15 protein-coding genes are annotated in these 14680 nt (G+C 61.6%); 8 read left to right on the top strand and 7 right to left on the bottom strand.

The genetic code is table 11. From position 1 onward, the window contains the following. Nucleotides 1–4: 4 nt before the first annotated feature. Nucleotides 5–628 (bottom strand): molybdopterin adenylyltransferase, encoded by a 624-nt coding sequence (gene mog / locus F506_RS18160; RefSeq protein WP_053199767.1) that lies wholly within the window; start codon nucleotides 626–628, stop codon nucleotides 5–7. After that, on the bottom strand, nucleotides 612–1214 hold the full coding sequence (gene yjgA, locus F506_RS18155) for a ribosome biogenesis factor YjgA (protein ID WP_053199766.1): 603 nt from the start codon (nucleotides 1212–1214) through the stop codon (nucleotides 612–614). Before yjgA ends, mog begins: the two co-directional genes overlap by 17 nt. A 69-nt stretch (nucleotides 1215–1283) precedes the next feature. Here yjgA and pmbA point away from each other — a divergent pair, with 69 nt between their 5' ends. The 3 genes from pmbA to F506_RS18145 all read left to right on the top strand — a co-directional run bounded on the left by pmbA (nucleotide 1284) and on the right by F506_RS18145 (nucleotide 4643). After that, nucleotides 1284–2648: a metalloprotease PmbA gene (pmbA, locus tag F506_RS18150; protein WP_053199764.1), complete on the top strand. Its 1365-nt coding sequence runs from the start codon at nucleotides 1284–1286 to the stop codon at nucleotides 2646–2648. 25 nt (nucleotides 2649–2673) lie between these two features. Next, nucleotides 2674–2925, top strand: coding sequence for a hypothetical protein (locus F506_RS23260; protein WP_144424097.1), 252 nt, complete (start codon nucleotides 2674–2676; stop codon nucleotides 2923–2925). A gap of 119 nt (nucleotides 2926–3044) precedes the next feature. After that, complete coding sequence (locus F506_RS18145) at nucleotides 3045–4643, top strand: MDR family MFS transporter (RefSeq protein ID WP_053199762.1); 1599 nt, start codon at nucleotides 3045–3047, stop codon at nucleotides 4641–4643. An 80-nt stretch (nucleotides 4644–4723) separates the two neighbouring features. Here F506_RS18145 and F506_RS18140 read toward each other — a convergent pair whose 3' ends face one another. Together F506_RS18140 and puuE are read right to left on the bottom strand one after the other, a co-directional pair. Beyond that, nucleotides 4724–5569 carry an outer envelope protein gene (locus F506_RS18140; RefSeq protein WP_144424096.1) on the bottom strand — a complete coding sequence of 282 codons (846 nt, stop codon included), beginning with the start codon at nucleotides 5567–5569 and terminating at the stop codon, nucleotides 4724–4726. Nucleotides 5570–5642: 73 nt separating this feature from the next. Beyond that, on the bottom strand, nucleotides 5643–6602 hold the full coding sequence (puuE, locus tag F506_RS18135; RefSeq protein ID WP_053201762.1) for an allantoinase PuuE: 960 nt from the start codon (nucleotides 6600–6602) through the stop codon (nucleotides 5643–5645). A gap of 155 nt (nucleotides 6603–6757) precedes the next feature. Here puuE and uraH point away from each other — a divergent pair, with 155 nt between their 5' ends. Then, nucleotides 6758–7111, top strand: a complete 354-nt coding sequence (gene uraH, locus F506_RS18130) for a hydroxyisourate hydrolase (RefSeq protein ID WP_053199760.1) — start codon at nucleotides 6758–6760, stop codon at nucleotides 7109–7111. Nucleotides 7112–7195: 84 nt separating this feature from the next. Here the strand turns inward: uraH and F506_RS18125 are convergent, their stop codons facing one another. Beyond that, complete coding sequence (locus F506_RS18125; protein ID WP_053199758.1) at nucleotides 7196–7756, bottom strand: gamma carbonic anhydrase family protein; 561 nt, start codon at nucleotides 7754–7756, stop codon at nucleotides 7196–7198. 257 nt (nucleotides 7757–8013) lie between these two features. Here F506_RS18125 and F506_RS18120 point away from each other — a divergent pair, with 257 nt between their 5' ends. The 3 genes from F506_RS18120 to F506_RS18110 all read left to right on the top strand — a co-directional run bounded on the left by F506_RS18120 (nucleotide 8014) and on the right by F506_RS18110 (nucleotide 11744). Further along, nucleotides 8014–8730 carry a DUF4198 domain-containing protein gene (locus F506_RS18120; RefSeq protein WP_053199756.1) on the top strand — a complete coding sequence of 239 codons (717 nt, stop codon included), beginning with the start codon at nucleotides 8014–8016 and terminating at the stop codon, nucleotides 8728–8730. Between the two features lie 244 nt (nucleotides 8731–8974). Beyond that, a complete protein-coding gene (locus tag F506_RS18115) occupies nucleotides 8975–9382 on the top strand; it encodes a DUF2946 domain-containing protein (protein ID WP_053199754.1) in 408 nt (135 codons plus the stop codon). Between the two features lie 94 nt (nucleotides 9383–9476). After that, on the top strand, nucleotides 9477–11744 hold the full coding sequence (locus F506_RS18110) for a TonB-dependent receptor (protein ID WP_053199752.1): 2268 nt from the start codon (nucleotides 9477–9479) through the stop codon (nucleotides 11742–11744). Nucleotides 11745–11815: 71 nt separating this feature from the next. Here F506_RS18110 and F506_RS18105 read toward each other — a convergent pair whose 3' ends face one another. Continuing rightward, nucleotides 11816–13198 (bottom strand): NAD(P)H-dependent oxidoreductase, encoded by a 1383-nt coding sequence (locus F506_RS18105; RefSeq protein WP_053199750.1) that lies wholly within the window; start codon nucleotides 13196–13198, stop codon nucleotides 11816–11818. 159 nt (nucleotides 13199–13357) lie between these two features. On the opposite strand from F506_RS18105, the gene F506_RS18100 reads away from it, so the two are divergent. Next, nucleotides 13358–14317: a LysR family transcriptional regulator gene (locus F506_RS18100; RefSeq protein ID WP_053199749.1), complete on the top strand. Its 960-nt coding sequence runs from the start codon at nucleotides 13358–13360 to the stop codon at nucleotides 14315–14317. 56 nt (nucleotides 14318–14373) lie between these two features. Here F506_RS18100 and F506_RS18095 read toward each other — a convergent pair whose 3' ends face one another. Then, nucleotides 14374–14562: a hypothetical protein gene (locus F506_RS18095; protein WP_053199747.1), complete on the bottom strand. Its 189-nt coding sequence runs from the start codon at nucleotides 14560–14562 to the stop codon at nucleotides 14374–14376. Nucleotides 14563–14680 lie beyond the last annotated feature (118 nt).

Genomic DNA, 14680 nt, shown 5'->3' with positions numbered 1-14680 from the left:
CGGACTATTTGGCCGGGCGGATCGCCGATTTGGGACGGAAGGCCTTGCAGACCGTTTCGTTGGTCTCGATGTAGGGGCCGCCGATGAGATCGATGCAGTAAGGCACGGCGGCGAAAATGCCGGCGACCTGTTGTTTGCCGTCGGCGTCCTTGACGCCTTCCAGCGTTTCGCGGATGGACTTGGGCTGGCCGGGCAGGTTCATGATCAGGGCGGCGCGATCGGCGCCATCGTTGATTTCGCGAATCACCGCGACCTGGCGCGAGAGGATCGCGGTCGGCACGAATTGCAGGCTGATCTGGCGCATCTGCTCTCCGAAGCCCGGCATTTCCTTGGTGCCTACCGCCAGCGTGGCTTCCGGCGTGACGTCGCGGCGCGAAGGGCCGGTGCCGCCTGTAGTCAGCACCAGATCGCAACCGACTACATCCACCAGTTCGATGAGCGTCTGTTCGATTTGTGCGCGGTCGTCGGGGATCAGGCGGGTTTCCATGCGCCAGGGACTGGCCAGCGCGGCGCCGAACCATTCTTGCAAGGCCGGAATGCCCTTGTCTTCATAGACGCCACCGGAAGCACGATCAGAGATCGACACCAAGCCGATCAGCAGTTCATCCGGATCAGTCTTCTTGCTCATCGTTCAATTCGTCCGCGTCATCTCCCGCAGCATTGCCGCCACGCGACGCAGCCTGCAGTTGCTTGAGGATCTGGAAAATTTCGCGATACGCCTTGGGCGGCTTGTTCTCGGCCTGCTCCTTGCGCGCATTGCGAATCAGCGTGCGCACGTGCTGCACGTCGAGATCGGGATGCTGGGCAAGTAATTCGGTGAGGGCGTTGTCGTCTTTCAGCAACTTCTCGCGACGGCGTTCGAGCGCGTGCATGGCGGCGGTATCCGCTTTGGACAGGCCGCGCCAGCTGTCGAGCGTCCTCTGGATGGCGGCGATCTCGTCTTCCTCCAGGGTGCGCATCTTCTTGCCGACGTATTGCATCTGGCGGCGGCGACCTTCGTGATCCTTGATCTGCTGGCATTCGAGGATGGCGTCACGCACATCTTCGGGCATGGGGACGCGCTTGACGCGGTCGCGCGGCTCGGCAACCAGTTCTTCGCCCAGTTTCTGCAACGCGGTCATATCGCGTTTCAGCTGGGATTTGGAGGGACGGTCGTATTCCTGCTCGAATTCGTTGGATTGGAAGCCGCAGGACCCGCGATTGGGATTTGGCATGATTCAGAAAAATAAGCTAAACGACTGCTATCATACCCGTTTTATACGCATTCCGAAGAAAACAGCCCAATGAGCGATACCGTATTTACCCACAGTCAAGACCAATTGAAGCAGCTTGCACAGGATGTGTTGCGTTATGCCAAGGAAAAAGGCGCGTCGGATGCGGCGGTTGACATCAGCGAGGGCAGCGGACTGTCGGTAGCGGTACGCAAGGGCAAGGTCGAGACCATCGAGCAGAACAAGGACAAGGGTATCGGCGTCACCGTTTATCTGGGCGAAGGCCGCAATGTGCGTCGCGGCAACGCCAGCACTTCGGACTTTTCGCAGCAGGCGCTCAAGGAAACCGTGGAAGCCGCCTACAACATCGCGCGCTTCACCGCGATCGACGACTGCGCCGGCCTGCCTGACGAAGAAAACCTCGAATTCCATCCGCGCGATCTCAAGCTGTGCACGCCGTGGCTGATTAGCGCCGAAGAAGCCGTCGAGCTGGCGCAGCGCTGCGAGGCCGCAGCGCTGTCGGTCGACAAGCGCATCACCAACAGCGAAGGCGCGAGCGTCTACGCGCAGCAATCGCATTTCGTCGCCGCCAATTCGCGCGGCTTCATCGGCGGCTATCCGTTCTCGCGCCACACCATTTCAGTGGCGCCGATCGCAGGCAAGGGTTCCAACATGCAGCGCGACGACTGGTATTCGTCGATGCGCGATCCGAAGAAGCTGGCCAAGCCGGAAGCCATCGGCCGCTATGCCGCCGAACGTGCATTGGCGCGCCTGAATGCCTGCAAGCTGTCCACGCGCAAGTGTCCGGTGCTGTTCGAGGCGCCGCTGGCGGCAGGTTTGCTGGGCGCTTTCGTGCAAGCGGTGTCGGGCGGTGCGCTGTATCGAAAATCGACGTTCCTGCTCGATTCGCTGGGCAAGCAAGTGTTGCCCGACCATATCCAGATCCTCGAAGATCCGCACGTCATCGGCGGCGTCGGTTCGGCTCCCTTCGATGATGAAGGCGTCAAGACGCATCGCCGAGAGGTGGTCAGGGACGGCGTTGTGCAAGGCTATTTCCTGTCGACCTATTCCGCGCGCAAGCTGGGTATGGAAACCACCGGCAACTCCGGCGGTTCGCACAACCTGTCGATCACTTCATCGCTGACTACTGCGTCCGACAATTTCAAGGGCATGCTGAAGAAACTCGGCACCGGCCTGCTGGTGACGGAGCTGATGGGGCAGGGCGTGAATTACGTGACCGGTGACTATTCGCGCGGCGCATCGGGCTACTGGGTCGAGAAGGGCGTGATCCAGTATCCGGTGGAAGAAATTACCATCGCCGGCAACATGAAAGACATGCTGCGCCAGATCGTCGCCATCGGCAACGACACCCTGATCCGCGGCACCAAGGAAACCGGCTCCATCCTGCTGGAAAGCATGACCATCGCCGGCGACTGAGGCTCGTTTCGCAAGGACGCCGGACATGCCTGCCATGTCTGTTTCCGCCGTCACCGGCGTTTGCGCCATTGGCTCAAACGCCGAGTCATATGTGCGCACACGGGCGCGGATCATTTCCCTTGCACAGCTCGTCGCGCCCCAGCGTTTCCACGTGCGCAACAGCCGGGATTTGCAACCGTCGGACGACACGGAGGTGTTGTCTCACATCCGGGCATCGACGTTTTCGATCGGCTTTCAGCGCGTCTGCGGCAGAGATCGCCGGCAATTGTTAAAATAGCCGTTCAGTCACTTCAGGCTGGAGCCTGAGACGCCTGTGGTCGCGCAAGACAAGTCGCTCTGGTTGCTTGTCGAATCGCCAACATGCGTCGATCGGCACCGGCCATCGATTCTCCCGCCATGTCTCCACATAAAGAAGCCGCTCATTCAAGCGGTCAAGTCTTGCCTTTCCGCGAATCCCTGATGGCCACGCTCGGCATCTGCTTCGTCATCATGCTGGTGGCGCTGGACCAGACCATCGTCGGCACCGCTTTGCCGACCATCGTCGCCGAGCTCAAGGGTTTCGATTTGTACGCCTGGGTGGCGACTTCCTATCTTCTGACGTCGGTGATCACCGTGCCGATCTTCGGCCGGCTTGGCGATTATTTCGGCCGCAAGCCTTTCCTGATCGCCTCCATCATCATCTTCGTGATTGCCTCCATGCTGTGCGGCATGGCCGACAGCATGCTATTCCTGGTGCTGGCGCGCGGCCTGCAAGGCATCGGCGGCGGCATGCTGGTTGGCACCGCGTTCGCCTCGGCGGCGGATCTGTTCCCCGATCCGCACATTCGCCTGCGCTGGCAAATCATCCTCAGCGCGGCTTACGGCATCGCGACCTCGGTGGGACCGTCGCTGGGCGGTTTCCTGACGCAATCGCTGGGCTGGCGCTGGACCTTCTACGTCAATTTGCCGGTGGGCCTGGTGTCGCTGTTTTTTGCGATGCGCTACATCCCGCACATCCGTCACCACAAGAATGCCGGCAAGATCCGCCTCGACTGGATCGGCGCCGTATTGATTTCAGTCTCGCTGGGCAGCCTGCAACTGCTGGTGGAATTGTTCCCGAAGCGCGGCCTGACCGGCGGCATGCTGGCTTTGCTGGTGGTCGCCATCGGTGCGTTTTACGCCTTGTGGAAATGGGAGCGCCGCGTCGAGCAACCTATCGTCCCGTTTGAAATGTTCAAGGACCCGGCGCTCTCCAGCCTGTTCCTGTTGTCGGTGCTGGCCGGCTTTTCGATGTTCTCGATGCTGATGTATGCACCGCTGCTGTTCCAAGGCGGCTTCGGGATGTCGCCGCGCGAAGCGGGTCTGCTGATCACGCCGCTGGTGGCCTGTATCACCGTGGCGAGCATCGTCAACGGCCGCATCGTCACCCGCATTCCCAATCCCAACATGATGATGTACGTGGGCTTCGTTCTGATTGCGCTGTCCTGCCTGGGTATCGTGCTGTCGCAACGCGATACGCCGACCGGTTTCATGCTGGCGACGATGCTGGCCGGCGGCTTTGGTCTTGGGCTGGTGTTGCCCAACCTGACCGTCTTCGCCCAGCAGGCTGCAAGCCGCGAACATCTCGGCATCGCTACCGCCTTGCTGCAATCGCTGCGCATGATCGGCGGCATGCTCGGTACCGCCGTGACCGGCACATTGGTCACGCAGATGTACGGCAGCGGCGTGGAACGTGCGCTGGAAAGCGATCACGCCGCCCAATGGCTGGCTGAATTCAAGGACCCGGAAATCCTCGTCAACCACGACATCCAGTCGACGCTGCTGGCGCAAATGCTGCAAGCGGGACACAACGGCTCGGCCTTGCTGGAGGCTGCGCGCGAGGCGCTGGTCGGCGCTATCCACATGGGCATCGCGCTGGCCGTCGTGTCGGCGCTGATCGGATTGTGGATGGTGCGGCGGGTGCCGCTGATCCGGTTCACGCCGAATGAAAAGGTGGAGACGGTGTTGTCCGAATAGAACAATCGGTCATCGGTAATCTCGGCGAGGAACAAAAAAGGGGACGCAAGCGCGTCCCCTCTGCATTTTACGTCCAGGTTCTAGAAGTGATATTCGGCGCGCAGCATCGGCGTCTTGGCGAACGAGCCCGGCACCGTCGAGCGGTTGCCGAACTTGTTGCGCCAGTATTGATATTCCAGGCCGACGCGGAAGGTGTTCTTGCCCATGCCTAGCGGAGTGCCGACGTCGTACATGATCTGGCCGTCGAAGTTCAGTTCCGGGCTGGTGCTGTTGCCGAACTCATCCTTGCCCTTGGCGGCGATGTAGTTCATGTAGCCTTCGAACGCGAAGCCGCTGGTGCCGAACGGAATCCCCCAGGCCGCGTTGAACATCGGATGCGTGTCGTAGGAGTAGCGGTTGGCGATGCCGACCGGCTTGTTGCTTTCCCAGAGCGCAAAGATGCTGAGGTTGAGGAAGCCAGGTACGTCCATCATCAGCGTCGGACCTGCGACCCACATGCGCTTCTTGGAGCCGTAACCCGGATCGTTCTTGGTGTTGAGGTCGACGCCCAGCGTGAAGCCGACGCCGCGCGCCGGACCGAACGCCAGGTCCTTGCCGCTGATCTTGCCGATGTCGAGCGTGTGGCGGTAAGTGAGGTAGGCTTCCTGCGCGTTGCTGTCCTTGTTGTCGGACATGAGGAAGTCGACGTTGAGGAAATTGGTGCCGTACTTGTAGCCGCTGGCATGCGTGAAATTGATGATGTTCTTGCTGATGTCCTGCGTGTTGAACGGCTCCGCGAACTTGGTGCCGTAGCGGTAGCCGATGGAATTGTCGCTCCAGTCGGCGCCGTGCGCGTGCTGCACGGCGGCCAGTGCCGACACTCCGATCAGGCCGGCTGCGAGATGTCTGCCCAGTGGCGTGCGCACGATTGCGTTTGCTTGCTGCATGGTGTCTCCTCCATTGAATGGTATATGTGTATTGCTTTTTTATGGTTTTCCGTGGAGCCGCCACGGCGGTAGATCAAACTTTGAACGGATGTGTCGCGCGCCAGTGGTCGGCGATGTCGATGCGGCGCGTGATCCAGACCTTGTCGTGCCGTTGCACATAGTCGAGGAATCGCGCCAGCGCCGCCGCGCGTGCGGGCCTGCCGACGATGCGGCAGTGCAGGCCGACCGACAGCATCTTGGGGCGGTCGAGCCCGGCCGGATCGCCTTCGGCGTACAGCACGTCGAAGGCGTCTTTCAGGTAGTCGAAAAATTGCGTGCCGGTGTTGAAACCTTGCGGCGCGGCGAAGCGCATGTCGTTGCTGTCGAGCGTGTAGGGCACGATCAGTTGCGGCTGCAGGCGTGGTTGCAGCTGTGACGAGGCGCCGTTGCCGATCCGGACGTTTTCCCAATAGGGCAGGTCGTCGGCGTAGCTGTCGGCGTCATAGGCGATGCCGCCGTGTTCGGCCACCAGACGGCGGGTGTTGGGTGAGTCGCGGCCGGTGTACCAGCCCAGCGGCGCGTTGTTGGTGATGTCCTTGATGATGGCGATGGCTTCGGCGATATGACGTCGTTCGGTGGCTTCGTCGATGTTCTGGTAACTGATCCAGCGCAGGCCGTGGCAGGCGATTTCGTGGCCCAGTTCAAGGAAGGCGGCGGTGGCTTCCGGATTGCGCTGCAGCGCGCGCGCCACGCCGAACACGGTCAACGGCAGCCTGCGCTCCTCGAACAGGCGCAGCAAACGCCACAGGCCGGCGCGCGATCCGTATTCGTAGAGCGACTCCATGCTCATGTGACGCGCAGGGAAACTCTGGGCGCCGATGATTTCAGACAGGAAGGTTTCCGAGCCGGCGTCGCCGTCGAGCACGCTGTTCTCCGCGCCTTCTTCGTAGTTGAGCACGAACTGCAACGCGATGCGCGCGCCGCCGGGCCAGCGTGCATGCGGGGGCGTGCGGCCGTAACCGGCCAGGTCGCGCGGGTAAGTGGGATCTGTCATGTCTCCTGCCTTGGAATCGTTTTTTTGCATCTTCGCCGAATTATGTCTTCAGAATTGATTGCCGATATAACGGTGAACGTATATGGACCTGATCACAGCGGTATATCATTTGCGACTGAAATGATCTACAAAATTTGTCAACGAGAGGAAACACAATGGGAAAACTGAGTACCCACGTTCTGGACGTCACCCAGGGCAAGCCGGGCGTCGGCGTCAAGGTGGCCTTGTTTGCGGTCCGCGGCAACGAGAAGGTCTTGCTGAAAAACGCCGTCACCAACAGCGATGGCCGCTGCGATGCGCCGTTGCTGCAAGGCGACGAATTGCAGGAGGGACGCTATGAACTCGTGTTCGGCGCGGGCGACTATTTTGCCGCGCAAGGCGTGCAGTTGCCGGCGCCGCGTTTCGTCGATGAAGTGGTGCTGGCGTTCGGCATCGCCGACCCGGCACAGAATTACCACGTGCCGCTGGTGGTGTCGCCTTGGTCGTATTCGACGTATCGCGGCAGCTGAACACAGCGCTCGACGGACGTAAAAAAATCCGGCCCCTCTATCAAGGAGCGGCCGGATTTTTCATGGGCGATCGGAAAAATCCGATCAGAACTCGTTCTGCAGTTTCTTGTAGCCCTGCACCAGTTCATTGTTGGTCCGGGCCACGTCTTCCGAAAATTCGGAAGCCTGCGCCGACACGCGCGGCAAGGCGTCGAGATCGGTCTGCGGGCCGATGCGCAAGGTAGACGGCACGTAGAAGCCCGGCGGCAGGTTGCAGCCGTCTACCACCGCGTTGTAGCGCACTACGCAACCATCGCCGATCACGCAATTGAACAGCACGCTGTTGAAACCGATGAAGGCGTCATGGCCGACGGTGCAGGGACCATGCACGATGGCGCGGTGGGCGATCGACGTGCGTTCGCCGATGGTGACGGCGCCGCCGGACTTGGAGTGGATCACCACGCCGTCCTGGATGTTCGAATGGGCGCCGATGACGATGGCGTCCATCTCGCCTTTTTCGTTGACTTCATCGGCACGGATGACGGCATAGGGGCCGATGAAAACATTTTCGTGGACGATGACCTTGCCGCACAGGATGGCGGTCTGGTCGACGTAAGCGGATTCGTGGACTTGCGGCATATCGCCGGAGGGATTGCGACGAAGCATGGGGACTTTCTCCTTGAGCTGGCCGGGTGACCTGGCCTGAAATTGGACTGCGGCTGCCTGCGCCGGGGAAGGCGCGAGGTTTTGCCGGTGAAGAGCGGCGCCCATTGTAGGGGGCTTTTCGGATTCAGGGTTTTGTCAGTCTCTGATATAATGATAATCATTCTCGATAATAAACATGCCAAGCCGCAAGCCAGGTTGAAGAGAGTTTGTCGTTTTTCATCATAAAAAAACACCTAGCCCCTGAAAGGAAGCATTACATGAAACGTCTCGTCATTCCCGCCTTGCTGTCCACATTGCTGTTGGCCGCGTCCGCGCAGGCTCATCACGTCTGGTTGCAGCAGGACGCCAAGTCCGCCAACCTGTACTTCGGCGAGTTCGGCGAAAACCTGCGCGAAACTTCGCCGGGCCTGCTGGACCGCTTCGTGCAGCCGAGCGCCGTGCTCCTGGGCGCCAACGGCGACAAGACGCTGGACGTGAACAAGGGCAAGAACGCCTATGCGTTATCCGCTCGCGCCGGCAAGGGCGAATCGATCGTTGCAGAAGAAGCGCACTATCCGATCCTCGAACGCAAGACCGGCGACACCATGGCGCGCACCCTGTGGACTCCGGCCGCGCGCCTGGTCACCAGCTTCGCAGAACAGGCGCCGCGCCTGACGCTGGATATCGTGACCACCGGCAAGCCGGGCGAATTCAAGCTGGTCTACAAGGGCCAGCCGCTGGCCAAGACCAAGATCTCCATCATTACCTCGGCAGGCTGGGGCAAGGAAGGCCGCACCAATGAACAAGGCCTGGTGAACTTCGATCTGCCATGGGAAGGCACCTATGTCGTGGAAGCGCACCACATCGACAAGACCGCCGGCGAGCGCGACGGCAAGCCTTACGACGTCGCCAGCTTCGTCACCAGCCTGACCGTGGCGCAGACCAAGGGCATCAAGGCGCTGCCAACGCCGCCAGCCGCAACGCCGAACAAGTAAGCCGGACAAGTAAGCCGGACAAGTAAGCCGGACAGTTCACCCCTGCAGGCATCTCTCCATGCAGGGGTGCGACAATTTGCCGCACCCGCTTTCATCCGCTCTCGCCGTGGCGGCCTGCATCGTTTGCAGACCGCCACCGGCCAGCCTTTCCAGCCGTTACCTCCCCGCTGCATGCACCTTGCCGCCGGCCTGAACTCCGCTGCCGGCGCTGTATTGCCGCGCATGTGCGTGCTACATTCGCAAGATGGGGAAGCAGACATCGGGCCGTTCGAGCCCATCCATCCGCAACACAATCACCGCGTGGACCGCCATTCTGGCGGTGCTGCTGATGGTGCTCGCTCCGACGTTTTCCGTGGCGTCCCAAGCGTGGTCGCAGGAGCGTGGCGGCTCCTTCTGGATGGAAATCTGCAGCGCCTTGGGCGACAAGGCCGCCAACGACGGTGACCGCGACAGCGGCAAAAACACCTCTTCTTCATCGCATTGCCCGTATTGCCTGATGCATGCCGATGCCGTTGCTCCACCGCGGCAACAGAGGCTGGCGGAGGCCGTATTCACCATCTCGCATTTCCTGCCGCGCCTGTTTTACAGCGCGCCGCAGCCGCTGTTCGCCTGGACCGTAGCATCGTCGCGGGCGCCGCCGGCTGTTGCCTGAATGCCGTGGCGACCGTTGATGGTTGCCTTCCCAGTTCAGTCAACCTGTGCAGGCGCGGCCTTTGTCCGCACCTGCACCGCCGGTCCGGATAAACATGAAAAATACCAATCCATTCCCATTCCCTTTGCGGCCCCTGCTGCTGGCGATGATCGCCGCTTGGAGCCCGCTCAGCCAGGCCCAGGCCCAGCTCCAGGCGCAGTCTGAAGACAGCGCCGCCTTGCCCGAAGTCGTCGTCAAGGAGTCGCGCTCGGTCAGCGAAAAGAACCGGCTGCCGACCACCACCGAAAGCATCACCGCGGCCAAGGCGGCCGATACCGTCAATGCGACCAGCGTCGAGGACACGCTCAAGTATCTGCCCAACGTGCTGGTGCGCAAGCGCTACATCGGCGACACGCAGGCGCCGATGTCCACACGCACCACCGGCATCAATGCCGGCGCACGCAGCCTGATCTACGCCGACGGCATGCTGCTGTCGGCGCTCATCAACAACAATAACGGCAACGGTTCGCCGCGCTGGTTCATGGTCGCGCCGGAAGAAGTCGAGCGCGTGGACGTACTGTACGGTCCGTTCGCCGCGCAGTACCCCGGCAATTCCTATGGCGCAGTGACCGAGATCGCCACGCGTATGCCGGATCACTTCGAAGCCAGCGTCAAGGCCAATACCGCGTTCCAGGATTTCAGCCAGTACGGCACCAGCAACACCTACCGCGCCCAGGAATTCAGCGCCACGCTGGGCAACCGCAGCGGCGACCTGTCGTGGTGGTTCAGTGCCAATCACCTGGATAGCTACAGCCAGCCGGTGACGTACGTGACCGCGGCCACCGCGCCGGCCGGCAGCATCGGCGGCTATGCCGCGCAAGACCGCACCGGCAAGAACATCGTCGTGCTCGGTGCGAACGGCCTGACGCACACCGTGCAGGACAACGCCAAGATCAAGCTGGCCTATGATTTTTCGCCGACGCTGACTGCCGCCTACATCCTGGGCTATTGGCAGAACCAGGCCGATTCACATGGCCAGTCCTACCTTCGCAACGCCGCCGGCGCCACGGTCTATCCCAGCGGGATGGCGAGCAACAACACCGGCCAGGAACAATGGATGCAAAGCCTGTCGGTCCGCCGCAAGACGCAGGGCGCGTTCGACTGGGAAGCCATCGCCAGCAATTTCTACACTGCCAAAGACATCGTCCGGACGTCGACCGGCGCCTATCCCGCCGCGCAAAACAGCGGCAACGGCACCATCGCCGACGCCGGCGGCACCGGCTGGAATACGCTGGACCTCAAGGGCGTCTGGCGTCCGGACGGTCTCAAGGGCGCGCACATCGTCAGTTTCGGCGGCCACTACGATCAATACAAACTGGTCAGCCCGACTTACCTGACAGGCAACTGGGTTTCCGGCGGCAACGGCGCCTTGTCGACCGATTCGCGCGGCAAGACCGAGACGTCCGCCGTATGGGCGCAGGACGCCTGGCGCCTGGCGCAGGACTGGAAGGCAACCGTGGGCGGGCGCTATGAATGGTGGCGTGCGTTCGGCGGCTACAATTATGCGACGGCCAGCGGCGGCATCAACCAGCCGGAAGTGCGCAACTCCGGTTTCTCGCCCAAGCTGTCGGTGGCATGGACCCCCGGCGAGCAGTGGCAGGTCACCGGCTCGTTCGGCAAAGCCTTGCGTTTCCCGACCGTGGGCGAGCTATATCAGAACGTGCAGGGCAGCGATGGCATCTTCCGCCAGCCGAATCCCAACCTGAAACCGGAGCGTGTGCTGTCGAGCGAACTGGCGATCGAACGGGCGCTCGACAAGGGCAAGGTACGCATGTCGCTGTTCCAGGAAGACGTCTCGAACGCCCTGATCTCGCAGACTGCCACGCTGGGTACGGTGGTATCGTCCTATACGCAAAACATCGACAAGACGCGCCAGCGCGGCGTCGAACTGGTGCTGCAAAAAGACGACGCGCTGATCCGCGGACTAGAGATCAACGGCAGCCTGACTTACGTGGATGCGCGCATTCTGGGCAACAGCAGTTTCGTCTCGGCCACCACCACTTCGGTCGGCAAGCGCACGCCTTACGTGCCGGAATGGCGCGCCACGCTGGTCGGCACTTACCGTCCCGACGACAAATGGGCTTACACGCTGGCCGGACGCTACAGCGGCCGCTTGTACGCCACGGTCGACAACAGCGACATCAACACGCACACCTACCAGGGTTTCGACAGCTACGTCGTGTTTGACGCGCGGGCGCGCTACAAGGTCGACAAGCACTGGAGCACCGCCGTCGGCATCGACAACATCACCAACAAGGATTACTTCCTGTTCCATCCGTTCCCGCAGCGGACCTTGTTTGCGGAGTTGAAGTACGACTTCTGATTTGTCTTCACCCCAAAAAAGCCGCCGCCCGGTATCACTCCGGACGGCGGCTTTTCCCATGTCCGTTCGGATCAGGCGGCGATGCTGCTGCGCGGCGCCGCCAATCCCATTTCCTTGCGGAACAGCGCTTCCATTTCACGCCGCACCTGGATCGCCTGCACACTGCTGTCGATGGCGACGTCGCTCCAGCGCACCGCCTGGCCGGCCGCAATCGGACGCTGCAGCACGATGTGATGCGCCAGACCGATCGGCAACGCTTCGGCGTTGAGCGAATCGGCCGCCGGCATCAGTTTGCCGTAGACCATGTGACCGCCTTCGCCGTCGAGTTTCTCGCCCGGTTTGAGATCACGCTTGGCGGTGGCGACGGTGTCGCCGCTGAATGCCAGCGTGCTGCCGGTGGCCTGGCCACGCACGGCGATGTTGGCCACCGAGATGCCGAGTTCGAGACCGATCAGGTGATACGGTTTGTACATGGTGGCGTAGCGGCCGCTGGCGTCGGTCTTGAGTCCGTACTGGGCGAAGCAGTCGCGCACGTAATCGCTGGGCGCTTCGAAGGTCACGTACACGCCCCAGCGCAAGTCGCGGAATACCGGACGGCCGTCGCGCTCCAGCGATGACACGACTTCCACCGTGCCGGAGTGCGACAGGATGCCGCCCGCCGACGATGGCTTGAGCAGGTTAGGCAGATCGTCCACGCCGCAGGGCGGGAAGGCCAGTCCGTCAGCGCCCGGCGTCAGGCCGCAGGCGTTGGCGACTGCGCCCATTTCCAGCGCCGACTTGGTGCCGTCCAGGAAGGAGTTGAACATCTGCGCATTGAAGTCGCCCGAAGCGACCTGCGCCTCGCTGAAACCATAATGGCCCCACACCGTGTCAGGCGTCGACTGGTGATACACCGGCAAATACTTGGTGCCCTTGCCGGCGCACACCACGTCGAAGCCCGAGGTGCGCGCCCAGTCCACCATCTCGGCGATCAGCGCAGGCTGGTCGCCGTAGGCCATCGAGTAAATGATGCCGGCTTCGGCCGCACGGCGCGCCAGCAGCGGTCCCGCCAGCGCATCGGCTTCGACGTTGACCATGATGATGTGCTTGCGGTGCCGGCAACACAACAGGGCGTGACGGATACCGGTGGCGGGGCTGCCGGTGGCGTCGATGACGATATCGAGTTGCGGATGCGCGATCATCGCTTCGGCATCGTCCTGCACGAAAGTGCTGCCGTCGCGCAGCGCTTCTTCCCACGAACGCGCGGCGTGCATGTCGTCTTTCCAGCCGACGCGCGCGAGCGCCTGTTTGGCGCGCGCCGGCGAAAGGTCGGCGATGCCGAGCAGATGCACGCCGGGTGTGCGCGGCACTTGCGACAGGAACATCGAGCCGAACTTGCCGGCGCCGATCAGGCCGACCCGCACCGGTTTGCCGGCCTGGGCCAGGGCCTTGAGCTGATGGAACATGTTGGACATGCTGTCTCCTTTTTTAGGTTTGTCGCCCGCGTGGACATGGAGTGAGCGCAATTGCGCACCCGAGGGCGTAAAAGCAGAAAAAGAGTAGCATTGGGATTTTTCCCGGTAAATGCCGAATATCACACACTTCATGTGCAAAAAATCGCATACGGAAACACCATGAACAAGTTCGACTGGAACGACCTGCAAGCCTTCCTCGCCGTGGTGCGCGCCGGGCGCCTGACCGTGGCCGCGCGCCGGATCGGCATCGATCATTCGACGTTGAGCCGGCGCATCGCCGGACTGGAGGAGTCGCTCGGCGTGGCCTTGTTCGACCGCCGCTCGGCCGGTTATGCGCTGACCGTCGAAGGCGAGCGTCTGATCCCCGAAGCCGAAGCAATGGAGAGCCTGGCGGTGCGCATCCATGCGCGCCAGGATGATCCCGCGCAGGGCCTGACCGGCTCGATCCGCATCGGCACGCCGGAAGCCTGGGGCACGTATTTCCTGGCGCCGCAACTGAGCCTGCTGGCGCAGCGCCATCCGGAACTCGAGGTGGAGCTGATCGCTAATCCGCGCATGTTCAGCTTGTCCAAACGCGAGGCCGACATCGCGGTAAGCATGACGCGACCCGAGCAGGGGCGCTTGTATGCGCGCCGGCTCAACGACTACGAACTCGGCATTTACGCCGCGCGCGATTACCTTCGCCGGAAGCCGGCCATCAACGAAAAGTCGCAACTGGAGGCGCATCCCTGGGTCGGCTACGTGGAAGACTTGATGTGGTCGCGCGAACTGGATTACCTGTCCGAGATTTCACCGGCGCTGCGGCCGCGCATGCGCATTTCCAACATCATCAGCCAGATGGCGGCCGTGGTCGGTGGGGCAGGTCTGGGCGTGTTGCCCTGTTTCATGGCGCGGCGCGAGAAAAAACTGGTGCGCTTGTTGCCGCAAGTGAAATTGCATCGGTCCTATTGGCTGATCACGCATGCCGACGCGCGCGATATTTTGCGCGTCAATGTCGTGGCGGATTTCATTGCGGAGCGGGTGGCGGCGGAAGGGGTGTCGTTCTGGCTGGATGATGAAAACGCGCTGGCGACCGATGAAACAGGCGGCGCGATGATGTCAAAAAGAAAACGCGGATAATCGGTTCGAAATGCAGGCAGAAGGGGAGACGGAGAGAAGGAATTTCCACCGGGAGCTTAGTTGCTCCTGGCTTTTTCGATCGTGGAGCGCGCTGCTTCCATCAATGCAGCCGGCTCTTCGGCATCGGAGTCGAGGTAGTGGTTTTCCAGGTTGATTGCCAGATTGCTCATTTTTTCAGCAAGGTCGGCAAGTGCGACGCTGAGCTCGCACATCAGGCTGGACATTGTTTTGGGAGAGTTTTCCATGTCTCTTTCCTTAAACGGCTTCGACAGGACGGACCTGTCAGAGCTGCTGGATTTTCACAGACGGTCGACAATTAACTGGCCAAATTTACCGGTCTATTTTATGCCGATTCCCAGTTTG

The organism is Herbaspirillum hiltneri N3 (assembly GCF_001267925.1).
In the GTDB taxonomy this organism is placed as follows: Bacteria; Pseudomonadota; Gammaproteobacteria; order Burkholderiales; family Burkholderiaceae_D; genus Herbaspirillum; species Herbaspirillum hiltneri.
Note: the sequence above shows the minus strand (reverse complement) of the source record. Positions and strands in the feature narration are given on the sequence as shown.